The 13,248-nt window shown below is 53.5% G+C and carries 11 protein-coding genes and 1 riboswitch; of the genes, 9 read left to right on the top strand and 2 right to left on the bottom strand.

Annotated elements, in window-relative coordinates; all coding sequences use genetic code 11:
* Positions 1 to 18: 18 nt before the first annotated feature.
* The 4 genes from MKX42_RS26070 (at position 19) to MKX42_RS26055 (ending at position 5,319) form a co-directional block, all read left to right on the top strand.
* Positions 19 to 1,389 carry a radical SAM/SPASM domain-containing protein gene (locus MKX42_RS26070; protein ID WP_340755736.1) on the top strand — a complete coding sequence of 457 codons (1,371 nt, stop codon included), beginning with the start codon at positions 19 to 21 and terminating at the stop codon, positions 1,387 to 1,389.
* A gap of 28 nt (positions 1,390 to 1,417) precedes the next feature.
* Positions 1,418 to 3,364, top strand: a complete 1,947-nt coding sequence (locus MKX42_RS26065; protein ID WP_340755734.1) for a B12-binding domain-containing radical SAM protein — start codon at positions 1,418 to 1,420, stop codon at positions 3,362 to 3,364.
* A 41-nt stretch (positions 3,365 to 3,405) separates the two neighbouring features.
* Positions 3,406 to 4,653: an MFS transporter gene (locus MKX42_RS26060; RefSeq protein WP_340757825.1), complete on the top strand. Its 1,248-nt coding sequence runs from the start codon at positions 3,406 to 3,408 to the stop codon at positions 4,651 to 4,653.
* A 225-nt stretch (positions 4,654 to 4,878) separates the two neighbouring features.
* On the top strand, positions 4,879 to 5,319 hold the full coding sequence (locus tag MKX42_RS26055) for a DUF5680 domain-containing protein (RefSeq protein ID WP_340755732.1): 441 nt from the start codon (positions 4,879 to 4,881) through the stop codon (positions 5,317 to 5,319).
* Positions 5,320 to 5,413: 94 nt separating this feature from the next.
* Here MKX42_RS26055 and MKX42_RS26050 read toward each other — a convergent pair whose 3' ends face one another.
* Together MKX42_RS26050 and MKX42_RS26045 are read right to left on the bottom strand one after the other, a co-directional pair.
* Positions 5,414 to 5,728 carry a hypothetical protein gene (locus tag MKX42_RS26050; RefSeq protein ID WP_340755731.1) on the bottom strand — a complete coding sequence of 105 codons (315 nt, stop codon included), beginning with the start codon at positions 5,726 to 5,728 and terminating at the stop codon, positions 5,414 to 5,416.
* A 140-nt stretch (positions 5,729 to 5,868) separates the two neighbouring features.
* On the bottom strand, positions 5,869 to 7,125 hold the full coding sequence (locus MKX42_RS26045) for a helix-turn-helix domain-containing protein (protein ID WP_340755728.1): 1,257 nt from the start codon (positions 7,123 to 7,125) through the stop codon (positions 5,869 to 5,871).
* Between the two features lie 116 nt (positions 7,126 to 7,241).
* Here MKX42_RS26045 and MKX42_RS26040 point away from each other — a divergent pair, with 116 nt between their 5' ends.
* The 5 genes from MKX42_RS26040 to MKX42_RS26020 all read left to right on the top strand — a co-directional run bounded on the left by MKX42_RS26040 (position 7,242) and on the right by MKX42_RS26020 (position 13,243).
* Positions 7,242 to 9,521 carry a glycoside hydrolase family 3 C-terminal domain-containing protein gene (locus MKX42_RS26040; protein WP_340755727.1) on the top strand — a complete coding sequence of 760 codons (2,280 nt, stop codon included), beginning with the start codon at positions 7,242 to 7,244 and terminating at the stop codon, positions 9,519 to 9,521.
* A 62-nt stretch (positions 9,522 to 9,583) separates the two neighbouring features.
* A riboswitch (guanidine-I (ykkC/yxkD leader) is annotated at positions 9,584 to 9,695 on the top strand.
* 59 nt (positions 9,696 to 9,754) lie between these two features.
* The gene (locus tag MKX42_RS26035) at positions 9,755 to 10,114 is read left to right on the top strand and encodes a DMT family transporter (RefSeq protein ID WP_209879947.1); all 360 of its coding nucleotides are present in this window, start codon (positions 9,755 to 9,757) and stop codon (positions 10,112 to 10,114) included.
* Position 10,115: 1 nt separating this feature from the next.
* Complete coding sequence (locus tag MKX42_RS26030) at positions 10,116 to 10,430, top strand: DMT family transporter (protein WP_209879950.1); 315 nt, start codon at positions 10,116 to 10,118, stop codon at positions 10,428 to 10,430.
* A gap of 110 nt (positions 10,431 to 10,540) precedes the next feature.
* Entirely contained in the window at positions 10,541 to 11,404 is an 864-nt protein-coding gene (locus tag MKX42_RS26025) for an aldo/keto reductase (RefSeq protein WP_340755725.1), read from the top strand.
* 399 nt (positions 11,405 to 11,803) lie between these two features.
* Positions 11,804 to 13,243 (top strand): PTS mannitol transporter subunit IICB, encoded by a 1,440-nt coding sequence (locus MKX42_RS26020; RefSeq protein WP_340755723.1) that lies wholly within the window; start codon positions 11,804 to 11,806, stop codon positions 13,241 to 13,243.
* The last annotated feature ends 5 nt before the right edge of the window (positions 13,244 to 13,248 follow it).

Raw genomic sequence — 13,248 nt, 5'->3', positions numbered from 1 at the left:
TACCAGGGGGGATAGACATTGTATATTTCAGAATATATTCTTACGTATCGCTTAAGAAACGGCCGTCATCTTATCTTCAATTCCCTGTCAGGCGCAATGGATATTGTGGAAGAGCATATCAGCCAGTTTCTCCAGAAACAACAGCCTGTTGAATATACTCTCACCGCTGATGAAGAACAGTTTCTGGCCGTCAGAGGTTATCTGTACAGGGAGCGTGAAGAGGAGCAAGCCCTGATACGCCGGTACAAAGAATACCTGGATCAGCATGGCTCGGGTGACATCTCCTTTGTGTTCTGTCCTTCCATGACCTGTAATTTGAAATGTGTCTACTGCTTTGAGCCCCAAGAGATCCGCTCCAGCCATGAACAGATGACTGAAGATCAGGTGCAGGCTGCCTTCCTGGCCATGGATCAAATCATGCAGCAGCAACAGTCTACCCGGCATCATTTTGTTATTTTTGGCGGGGAACCGCTCCTGCCCCTGAACCATTCTATCGTCAGACTTATTCTTGAGCAGGCCAAAGCTAGGGGAATTACAGGGACCGTCATATCAAATGGGGTGTTCCTGTCACACTATCAGGAATTGCTAGAGCCTTACAAGGATATGCTCAGAATCCAGTTAACCATAGACGGCCCCCAGGCGGTTCATGACCGGCGGCGGATCACCCGGGCGAATCAGGGAACCTTTATGACAATAACCGCTCAGATTGACTCCTTCCTGGAGCATGATTTCGATATCGCTATTCGTGTCAATCTGGATGGTGAGAATATAGAGCATCTGAATGAACTCCTGGATTTCTTCCAGGAACGGCAATGGAATGCTTACCCTAACTTCTCGGTTTCACTGTCTCCCGTTGAGAATTATGCAGGGAATTCCGCCCCGGGCCTGCTGCCCAGCTATCAGCTCACGGAATTCATCAAAGTGCATGTGCCAAACGATAAACTAAAAAGGCTGAATGTCGTATTAAACAGTGATCTAACCAGACTCTCCCTGCCGTTCGAGCACGTGCTGGGAACAGGCCTCGCTAAAGATAACTATTTCCCTAACTATTATTTTTGTGAGGCGGCCGGAGGAAAAACATTCACCTTCTCACCGGACCACCAGGTCTACCCTTGCACCAGTATTATAGGTAATCCAAAATGGAGTCTTGGAACGTATTACCCTCAGCTTAAGCTGGATGACCAGAAGCTGGCGCTCTGGAAGGAACGTCATGTCTTGAATCAGCCGGAGTGTAAAGGATGCAATATCGCTTTTCTATGCTCCGGGAATTGTCCGGTTCAAGCCGACCGAACCACCGGTTCGATCTTAGGCGCCTACTGCGGAAATGTGAAGCGTGACCTTGACAGCCATCTGGAGCTCCTGAATGCTTCGTTCACCGCCTTAAGTTAAATCTTCTCTTACGTGAGGTGACTGGGAAATGATTCAATTGATATGTCCGCCCTATAATGCAGCTGTGGATACCGTTGATCCTCCGCTCAACCTGCTTGTGCTAGGCGCTGCACTTCTTGAAGCGGGGTACGGGGTATGTCTCACCGATCTGGCATTACTCTATTCAGGCACCAGCCATTTCGATACAGCAGCCCTTGCCGGTATTGCCCGATTAATCATCGGCAAGCCCTCCAGAGTTCTCGGATTCACGGCGATGTGCGGCAATTATTCGATCGCACTGAGAATTGCGGAGGAATGCAAACGGCTGGACCCGGACAGAATCATTATTCTTGGCGGACCCCATGCGAGCTTCGTAGCGGCTGAAACCTTAACCCATTTCCCAGCGATAGACTATATCGTTGCCGGAGAAGGCGAGCTGACGCTGCCGGAGCTGATTGCGGTCCTGGAGTCGGGCCATCCGCTCTCAGAGGTAGAAGGAATCTGCTTCCGTGAAGAGGGGACAATCCGCACCAATCCGCCGCGGCCGATTCTGAGGAATCTCGATGATACGCCCTTCCCTGCCTTTCATCTAATCGAGGATATTGAAGCTTATTTTACCACTCCGGAGAGCCGTTTCTTTCCGGTTGAGGCGGGACGCGGCTGTCCCTTTAATTGCAGCTTTTGCAGCACCTCGACCTTCTTTTCACGAAAATACAGAACTAAAAGTCCTGCACGGATCATCGCCGAGATGAGATACGTCAGGGATCGTTGGGGAATCACCCATTTCAGCTTAACGCATGATAATTTCACGGTTAATCAGAAGTTTGTCAGACAATTCTGCCGGGAGCTGCTGGATTGCAGCGAGCCCTTCACCTGGAGCTGCTCCTCCCGGACGGACCACGTCGATATAGAACTGTTTGAGGTGATGATGCAGGCTGGATGTAATGGCGTCTTCTTCGGGATTGAGAGCGGCAGCCAGCCCATCCAGCAGGTCATTGGCAAAAAGCTCGATCTGAACCAGGCTTATGAGCTGCTCCGCGAGCTTCATCGGCTGGGTCTGTCATGTACGGCTTCATTTATTACCGGATTTCCCGAAGAGACAACCGAAGACCTTAATCAGACGCTGGATATGATTGTCCGGCTGCTCTCCATAGGAATAGCGGATGTGCAGCTGCATCAACTGTCCCTTTTTCCCGGAACCCAATTGTTTGACGCAGCGAAGGGCAGCCTGGTGCTGGACGAGCAGTTCTGGAGCACGAACGATATGAACAGTGATTTCCAGCTATCCGGCATTGAAAAGAACTGGATTGCCAGCTACCCGCAAATTTTCAGCAACTATTACTCCTTGCGGTCTGTGGATACACACACTCTGCACAGGATCAGAAAGCTCTACTACCCGCTGGCCCGTTCGTTCTTCCGCACCTTGTATTATCTCCATCATCTGGCGGCTGTTCCATACACCCGTACAATCGATTATGTCTCTGCCAGGCTGGATATGCATGAGGCAACGCCGCCGGAAGCGGAGCTGGCCCTCATTCTTGATGAGCTGGTGCAGGGTCTTGCGCCGGAAACCGGGCGGGTCCTTAAAGACTTCCTGTCTTATGAGCGTGCGGTGATGGAACTGATGCAGCAGGATACAGCACGGCAGGACACAACTGCTATGAAGCCTGTCAAAGTGATGCAGCCGCACTATTCCATCCCTGCGCTGAAGCTGCACAGTCCCCTTCCTGCAGAGCTTGAGCTTGCGGAGGGGGATGGAGAATGGATTCTGCTGGTGCTGGAGAGCGTTGAAGGCCGCAGGCGCTACGTCCGGGTGATGAGCATGGACCCTTTAAGCATTGCTATTATTCAACAGATGGAGGATGGGAGCGACTTCCGGACGGTTGTACACAGCCTGGCGTTAGAGAATCCTGTTGCTGCCAGCGAACAGGACCGGCAGGATTGGATCAGCCGGGTGTACGACCATTTCCATACGCATGAATTGCTGACTTCCTAGGGTGACAATACCGAGAGAGAGGGGGCCTTTCTTTGTGGAGTATGCTGAAGAACGGAGTGTTCCGCCGGTTATGGTGCACGCAGACCTTATCCTCTGTAGGAGATGAGATCAGGAACTGGGCCATCCTGTTCTGGGTATTTGCGGAAGCGGATCAAGCTGTCTTTTACCGGACAGCTCTTTTGTTTGCCCAGATGCTCCCGGTCTTTATCATGGCTCCTCTTGCCGGAACATGGGTTGACCGCAGGAAACCAAAGAAGGTGCTGCAGGCGACACTGGTGATCCGGGCTGCGATGTCTTTTGTACTGGCCGGATTGATCTGGATGGAGCAGGTTCCGCTTTTGCTGGTCATGCTGGCCTTTGCGTGTACGGTTCAGCAATTTTTTCAGCCTGCCATCAGTAAATTAACGGTCACAGCCGTGGACAACGAGGATTACGGTACCGCCAGTTCCTCTGTAAAGACGGTAGATACGCTGATCAGTCTTGCCGGGCCTGCAATCGGAGCCTTTGTCTACCAATGGTGGGGGGCGTCAACTTCTTTAATTGTGGACGGCTTTTGTTTCATCGCAGGCAGCCTGTTCATTCTGGGTCTTAAGGTGAGCCCGGCCCCCCTGGCAGCACCCTCCGATTCCGGGCCGGCAACCTCCTTTTGGGTGGATGTCCTGGAAGGCTTCCGGTATATCTTCGCTTCTGCGCTCACCAAACGCTTATTTATCATGTTGGCGGTAATGGGAGCGTGCACAGGGGCGATTAATCTGTTAAATATATATTTCGTAGTGAAAGAGCTGCATTTAGACCAGAATTACTTAGCCTGGGCAAGCACCGCCGGGGGCATCGGTATGTTCGCGGGGGCGCTCGGTCTGAACCTGCTTGGGGCGAAATTCAAAAATTATGTGCGAATCAACATTTGGGGAGCAGCGGTCATGACTCTGGGGCTGTTGCTGCTCACACTCTCCTTCGGCTCTTGGTCCATGCTGCTCAGCCGTGTCATTATCGGGATTGGCATATCCCTGCTGAGCATTACGCTGTCGACTCTGTTAATGACCTATGTTCCTGAGAACCTGCTCGGACGCGTCGGTTCCGTGTTTGAAGGCGGTCCGCTGGCGACCAATATGCTGTCTTATCTATTCTTCGGATGGTTGTATGTGTACACTGGCGCCAGATTGATTTTCGGCATCTCCACTATGCTGTTCTTCATGGCGTTTCTGCTGGCCCTTAGCCTTCAGTCTGTACTCTCCCCGGCCCGGAGAGTCCGTGCCGAACAGCAGGAGTTCATCAGCCCGTCCCAGTAACAGCCTAACCCGGGATGCACCGGCGGGATGACAAATGAGGGGCATAGGTGCACCTGATTTCGGGAGAGGTACTAAGACTAACTGGTTTTAGATGTTGAGCGCCGCTCTTTACTACTTACGTTACGTTCCCTGTTCACGAAGATTTTGCTCTTATGAGATTAGTCACTGTTAAATAAGAACATATGTTCTATTATAACGGAGATAAATTTCTGGAGGATGATTATTATGTTGGAGCAAATTCAGTTTCTGATTGAAGCCAAGAAAGCTACTTATGCAGGAAAAGGTCCGCAGGGACAATCCTCACGGCCAGCCTCTCATGATTTGGAGTTCATGCGCGGGAACCTGAAGTACATAGATACCTACCTGGGCGCAGAGAAGTTTGCCGGACAAGAAGCTTTGTGGGAGGATGACAAGCCGTTCTGGGCGATGAATTACATAGGGAGAGTAACCGCAGCGGGCTTCAACCCTGATTTTCTGAAGGCTGCTCTGCTCCGGGTCCCGGAAGAGAAGCCCTTTCGTGGACCGGAGCATTATTCGGAGGGTCAGCACAGCTATAAATGCTCCGTAACCGGAGATTTCTCCTGGTTCAGCGGGGTGGAGGAGATTTGGACTGGAGAGACGAAAGTGTATGAATGTGTGTTCCATGGCGGAAGCTTTAAAGAGTAGCCCATTCAGACGCAGCAAGCGTTCCCCGTAATCCATTTCACCACAGAAGCCTCCCAAGCTGCCGCTTCCCGGCAGTCTGAGAGGCTTCATGATTCTATCCGTCAGTCTCCGCCACCGCCACCAGAATCGCCACCACCAGAATCACCGCCACCGCCGGAATCACCGCCTCCATGGCTGCTGTGACCGCCGCTGTCCCAGCCCCCGTGGCTGCCGTGATGATGATCATGGGTATGATTCCCGTGGTGATGACCATGATGATGGCTGGCGCCGCTGTACCCGTCCGTGCCAGGATGGATTTTATGTGGGCTGTTTTCGTTGTAGCTGCCCGCATCGGCCCCGGTACCTGTGATGAAATAATGATCTCCCGCGTGAGAGCGGGTTCTATTGCCGTAATTTTTGTACCGCGCATTACGATTACTGCGATTAATAAATATCACCGCAACGAAGATAACTGCTCCTGCGAATAATAAGCTTCCCATCATGCAGAACCTCTCCTTTAACCAAATGTAGGATTGCCCTCATAGCAGAATCATACCATACTTCTGGAACCTACCTGGAATGCTGCTTGAATTGTCTCGGGGTGAGGCCGGTATACTTTTTGAATACCTTGGTAAAATAGCTCTGGTCGTTAAAATGCAGACGGGTGGCGATATCTGATAGCGTGATCCCGGGCAGCTGAATCAGCCGCTTGGCTTCTTCGACCCTCTGCTGCTGGATGTAGTCGCTGATGGCGGTACCGGTTTCTTTTTTGAACAGCTGGGACAGGTAACTGGCGCTCATACCGGCGTATTCAGCCAGCCTGCCGAGCGGAAGCTCCTCATACAGATGATTGTATATATAATTCCGGCACCGGTCGGAGATGCGGGAATGTCTTGCGCTGCGGCTGCCCTCTACCTGATCGGCGAAGTCGCAGAGCGCGGCCAGCATGGCGCTGTCCACCGCCGGAATATCGCGGAGCTCCTCAATATACTGGATATGGAAGTCGCTTAGCGTATAGGCAATCTCCCAGAACAGCCCGCCTTCAATCGCTGCGCGGGTGGCCAGCGTGATGGAGGAGACAGCCAGATTTTTTTTGCTGCGCAGCTGGCTTTTGCGGGACAACCTTCCGTAGCTCTCTTCGGCAAAAGAAGCATGGGTCCGCAGCAGCCCCGCCTTGTCCCCATTGGTAATATAGCGGAACATTTCGCGCTCCTGCATCGGGTCATGGTGCAGCCATGTATGCTCGCGGCGGTAGGACAAGTCCAGATCCGGGCTGTCGTCCGCCGGATGCAGCGGTTCCGCCAGCGGACCCGCCGCCAGCAGCAGCTCCGTTACGGATAATGCCTGCCCGGTGACAAGCGTGTAGAGCAGCAGCGCCGCATGATACCAGCGCTTCCGGCTAATTATAGGGAGGTTGCCGTAATACTCCAGCCAGCTTGCCTGCTGCCCGGGCGGGATGTTGTGGTCGCGCAGCAGGCTGGCTGCATTATCACCGGTAACAGGCGCGTTCAGCGCCGGGCCGATAACGATGGCCCCGCCTGCACCGGGAAGCTGGAGAATAATGAAATTCTCCAGGAAGCCAGTCGCGTATAGACGCGGTAACGCGGGTGCGGCGGCTTCCGCGCTGGGGTCCGCACGCACTAGCTCCATCACCTCAACCGGCAGGCCGCCTGTTCCCTGAACGGAAGGGCGGTTTAGTGCAGCCGGTCCCAGGGCTAGACGGGGCGCAGCCGCTTCATCAACCCACAAGACCGGGACCCGGTAAGCTTCGTAGATTAGCTTGCAGATGTACTGTATACCTTCGTCATTCCCGATTCCCTTCGCCATAGGCCGCCCCCTCTTTTGTCTACTTAGAATACCAAAAATCGAATGAAAGTACCATAATTGGCCTGAACAGTCATATAGAATGGAGTCAAGAAACCGTATTCATAGGAGGCTATATAATGGCAAAGGACGTAACAGAGCTTCAAAAGCTCATTTCGCAAATGACACTGGAAGAGAAGGCCGGACTCTGCTCCGGGCTGGATTTCTGGAACACCAAAAGCATTGAACGGCTGGGCATTCCATCAGTGATGGTAACAGACGGTCCCCACGGGCTCCGCAAGCAGCAGGGTGACGCAGATCATCTGGGATTGAATAACAGTGTGCCTGCAACCTGTTTTCCTTCAGCGGTCGGACTTGCCTCCTCGTGGGACCGTGATCTGATCTTCCGGGTGGGCGAGGCGCTGGGAACGGAATGCCAGGTGGAGAATGTCGCCGTTCTGCTCGGACCAGGCAATAATATCAAGCGCTCTCCGCTGAATGGGCGAAACTTTGAATATTTCTCGGAGGACCCGTTCCTGGCTTCGGTGATGGCTGCAAGCCATGTGAAGGGTGTGCAGAGCCAGGGCGTGGGGACGTCGCTGAAGCATTATGCTGCCAATAACCAGGAGCACCGCCGCATGTCAGTGGATGCGGTTATTGATGAGCGGACGCTCCGCGAGATTTATCTAGCCAGCTTCGAAGGCACCGTGAAGCAGAGCCAGCCGTGGAGTGTCATGTGCTCGTATAATCAGGTGAACGGAGAGTATGCTTCCGAGAGCTATGAGCTGCTGACCAAGGTGCTGCGTGATGAATGGGGCTTCGAAGGCTTCGTTGTGTCGGACTGGGGAGCGGTCAATGAGCGGGTGAAGGCACTGGCAGCAGGGCTTGAGCTGGAAATGCCGTCAAGCGCTGGAATCGGAGACGCCAAGATTGTAGCGGCTGTGAAGAGCGGTGAATTGGCTATGGAGACGCTGGACCTTGCTGTAGAGCGGATGCTGGCCTTTATCTTCAAAAGTGTCGAAAACCGCAACCCGCAAGCGGTCTTCGATGCAGATAAGCATCATCAGCTTGCACGCGAAGTGGCCCGGGAGAGTATGGTACTGCTGAAGAATGAAGGCGGGATTCTGCCCCTCGTGAAGAGCGGCCGGATCGCCGTGATCGGTGAATTCGCCAAGCAGCCGCGGTATCAGGGCGGGGGCAGCTCGCATGTGAATCCATCCCGGATGGATGATGCCTTCGTCGAATTGCAGGCTGTTGCCGGGGATGCGGCCAGCTTCCTGTACGCACAGGGCTATGAGCTGGAGAGCGATGACATCAATGCTGATCTGCTGCGCGAAGCCTGTGATACAGCAGCTAAGGCGGATGCAGCTGTGCTGTTCCTTGGTCTGCCTGACCGCTACGAATCGGAGGGCTATGACCGTAGCCATCTGCTTCTGCCTGCGAGCCATAAGGCGCTGATTGAAGCGGTGGCCGAGGTTCAGAGCGAGATTATTGTAGTGCTGAGCAACGGCGCGCCGGTCGAGATGCCTTGGCTGCATAGGGCGAAGGCGGTGCTTGAAGGCTACCTGGGCGGTCAGGCTTTTGGCGGTGCGGTTGCGGATCTGTTGTTCGGCGAAGTGAGCCCGAGCGGTAAGCTGGCGGAGACCTTCCCTATGAAGCTGAGCGACAATCCGTCATTCCTGAACTTTCCCGGTGAAGGCGATACGGTGGAGTACAAGGAAGGCTTGTTTGTAGGCTACCGTTATTATGACAAAAAAGAAATCGAGCCGCTGTTCCCCTTCGGCTACGGCCTCAGCTACACGCAGTTCGAGTACAGCCGCCTGCTGCTGGATCAGACCCGCATTCAGGACACAGCTACCGTTCAGGTATCGGTCACTGTCAAGAACACCGGCAGCAGAGCGGGCAAGGAAGTCGTACAGCTCTATGTCAGTGATGTGGAGAGCCGTGTGATCCGTCCGCTGCAGGAGCTGAAGGGCTTCGGCAAGATTGAGCTGCAGCCTGGGGAAGAACGCAGCGTAACCTTCACTTTGGATAAGCGTTCCTTCGCTTATTATAATGTGCAGTTAGGCGACTGGCATGTGGAGAGCGGGAGGTTCAAGATCGCTGTAGGATCTTCCTCGCGCGATATCCGCCTGAGCACGGAGCTTGAGGTAGAATCCACCGTGAAACTGACCACCCGGTTCCACCGCAACACCACAGTCGGTGACCTGCTTGCCAATCCGCTGACGGAGGAGAAGGCGAAGAGCTTCAGCAGCGTGTTCGGGCTGGAGGATGTGCTTGGCGACAATCCGGAGATGCTGCTGGCCATGATGAAATACATGCCGCTGCGCGCCATGATTGGCTTCGGTCAGGGCAAGTATACCGAGGCGGATCTGGAAGCGGATCTGCAGGAGCTGAACAGGCTGGCCGGACAAGAGTAAGAGATGCAGGGGTTGCATTCCGTAGCGTGATTTGCTAACATACGTTGTAAGTTCATAAGCAGTTAATAGTTCTCTAGGGTTCCGCAGCAGGTACACACCGCTGGCCTGGTCCGAGGGAGAACACACGGATGAAGCCAATCCGTGTATACACGGAGGGACAAAAGCCCGGGAGGTATCGTCAGGTAATGACGATAACCTTCCGGGCTTATTTTATGACACAGGAGGCAAGGGAAATGAAGAAAAGCACTAAGAGCTGGATCATGATTGCAGGCGCTGCCTGCTTTGAAGTGATATGGGTCATCGGACTGAAGCATGCCTCCGCTCCATGGGAATGGGCGGTTACGGTAGCGGCCATACTGATCAGCTTCTACGCCCTCATCTGGGCCAGCGGCAGGCTGCCGGTCGGGACGGTCTATGCTGTATTTGTCGGACTTGGAACCGCGGGTACCGTTCTGGCGGGTGGAGTTCTGTTCGGTGAACCGCTGCGGCCGTTGAAGCTGCTGTTGATCGGCCTGCTGCTGGCCGGGGTCGTCGGACTGAAGCTGGTTACCCCGGCTCAGGCTGAATCTGAACAGACAAAGGGGCTGAACTGATATGGCATGGGTTATGCTGATTGCCGCTGGTATATGTGAAATGTTCGGGGTCGCCATGATTGGCAAGCTGCACAAGGACCGCAACTGGCAGTCTGTCTGCCTGCTGATTCTAGGCTTCGGGGCAAGCTTCCTGCTGCTGTCTCTGGCGATGGAGAGTCTGCCGATGGGGATTGCTTATGCGATCTGGACAGGGATTGGAGCGTCCGGGGCAGCGATTATGGGCATGTTGTTCTACGGTGAAGCGAGGGATGTGAAGCGGATTGCCTGTATTGTAGTGATTCTGGGAGCCGTAGCAGGCCTGAAGCTGATCGGCTGAGAATTCCGCTGAAACGTTAATGAGTTGGACACTTAACGGATGTTTCGTTGCCCTGGATATGGTAAGTATAGTAAGTAAGAACATTATTCTTATAAGGAGACTTATCACATATGAGCAGACCTGTATCTGAAAGTATCCGTCTGAAGGACGGAGCCGTGCTGCCCAGACTGGGGCAGGGAACGTGGCGGATTGGCGACCAGCCGGGGAAGCGGGCAGAAGAGATTGCTGCGCTTCGCCAGGGTGTAGAGCTGGGGATGAATCTGATTGATACGGCTGAGATGTACGGGGACGGCCGCTCTGAGGAGTTAGTTGGTGAAGCGCTGCGGGGCATCCGCGACCGCGTATTCCTGGTCTCCAAGGTCTATCCGCATAATGCGGGCGGGACTAAGCTGATTAACAGCTGCGAAGCCAGTCTGAAGCGGCTCGGCACAGACCATCTGGACCTGTACCTGCTGCACTGGCGCGGCAATATTCCTCTCGAAGAGACAGTGGAGGGGATGGAGGCGCTGGTGGCGTCCGGCAAAATCGCCCGCTGGGGCGTATCCAATCTGGATACGGCAGATATGCAGGAGCTGCTGAATATTCCCGGCGGCAATCACTGCGCAGTCAATCAAGTGCTCTACCATCTGGGCTCAAGAGGGATCGAGCATGAGCTGCTGCCCTGGCTGAGAGGACATAAGATTCCTGTCATGGCCTATTCTCCGCTGGCCCAGGCAGGGACGCTGAGAAAAGGGCTGACTGAGAATGAAGCTGTGCAGCAGATTGCCCGGAATCATGAGGTCACTCCGCTGCAGGTTCTGCTGGCCTGGAGTATCCGGGACGAGGATATCCTGGCTATCCCCAAAGCCGCCACCCGAGAACATGTGAATGAGAATGCCGCTGCCACGGGGCTTGTGCTTACAGACGACGAGCTGTGGCAGCTCGACGATGCTTTTCCCCAGCCGGCGTGGAAGGTTCCACTGGACATGATTTGATCATAGCTTAACCGCTGCTGTATGGCATGGCTGTCTCCGCTTAGGGGGCGGCTTTTTTGCTGTCTGGGAAACATAGCCGTATGAGCTACAGCCCTAAGTTCTTACATTATCCATCCGCAGGTTGATTCTGTTCTTTACACTACCTAAGCCTTAAATGATATTATACGTGAATTTGTGCAACCTATGGAGAAGCTTGTAGGACGTTGGAAGCAAGGCGGATACCGGACTTAAGCCCCTTGGCAGTAGCTCTTAAATGTTGTCAACAACGTTCATGCCGAAACCGTGTTTTCAATTTGGTGACAAAGAAAGCGCTTTGATTTACGATGTGTTCAAAGGGAAAACACCTTTCAGAATGCGGTGCGGAAGGTTCCCGTTCATTACAATAAGGGGGCATCTTAAATGGCCACAACGGCAACGAAACAAGCTTCATCCGGCGGTGGAAGGGTGAGGGTTCAACAATTCGGACGTATGCTCAGCGGTATGGTTATGCCGAATATCGGCGCTTTTATCGCCTGGGGATTAATTACAGCATTATTCATTCCGACCGGCTGGTATCCGAATGAAAGCCTGGCAGCACTGGTAGGCCCAATCATTACTTACCTGCTTCCGCTGCTGATCGGTTACACCGGCGGACAGATGGTTCACGGCAAACGCGGTGCTGTCATCGGCGCGCTGGTAACCATGGGGGTTATCGTAGGTACAACCATTCCAATGTTCCTGGGTGCGATGATTGTCGGTCCGCTGGCTGCTTGGATTCTGAAGCAGTTTGACAGAGCAATTGACGGCAAAATCAGAGCCGGCTTCGAAATGCTGGTTAACAATTTCTCACTGGGTATCATTGGCGGCGCTTTGACACTTGGAGCCTTAAAAGGCGTTGGACCGCTGGTTCAAGGATTGACTAACATTCTATCGAATGGCGTGGAGTTCCTGGTGAACCATAACCTGCTGCCGCTCATTAACATCATCATTGAGCCGGCCAAGGTATTGTTCTTGAACAATGCAATCAACCACGGCATCTTAACTCCAATTGCTACAGAAGAATCTTTAAGAATAGGTAAGTCTGTTCTTTACATGCTGGAGTCCAACCCTGGTCCCGGACTTGGTATCTTGCTTGCTTACTGGCTGGTGGGTAAAGGCTCTGCGAAATCTTCTGCACCAGGCGCGATTATCATTCATTTCCTGGGCGGAATTCATGAGATCTATTTCCCTTACATCCTGATGAACCCGCGTCTGATTCTGGCAGTTATCGGCGGCGGTGTTTCCGGTACATTTACGTTCCAGATGCTGGGCGCAGGACTTACAGCTTCTCCTTCTCCCGGCAGTATCTTTGCCTACTTCGCAATGACACCTAAGGGCGGATACCTTCCAATGCTGGCAGGGGTAATTGTTGCTACGATCGTATCCTTCCTGCTTGCGGCTCTCTTGCTGAAGTCCGTGAAGAAGAATGATGATGAAGAGATGGATCTGGAAGACGCAGCGGCTAAAATGAAGGACATGAAATCTGCCGGTACAGCAGCTCAGACTGCCGCAACAGTAGCCACAGCTTCCAATGTCCGCAGCAAAGCCAATGTGAACAAAATCGTCTTCGCTTGTGATGCAGGGATGGGTTCCAGTGCCATGGGGGCCTCGGTGCTGAGAAAGAAACTGCAGAACGCAGGGGTCAACATTACGGTGACGAACTCTGCTGTCAGTGAAATTCCTGCTGACGCGGATATCGTAGTTACCCAGAAGACGCTTACCGACCGGGCGATTGCCAGCAATCCGCAGGCAGAGCATATCTCGATCGATAACTTCCTGAAGAGTCCGAAATATGATGAGCTCGTAGAACGTTTGAAGTAAGAGGC

This window comes from Paenibacillus sp. FSL R7-0204 (genome assembly GCF_038002225.1).
Lineage (GTDB): Bacteria > Bacillota > Bacilli > Paenibacillales > Paenibacillaceae > Paenibacillus_AQ.
The sequence above is the reverse complement of the archived record's forward strand: the minus strand, read 5'-3'. Positions and strand labels throughout refer to the sequence as shown.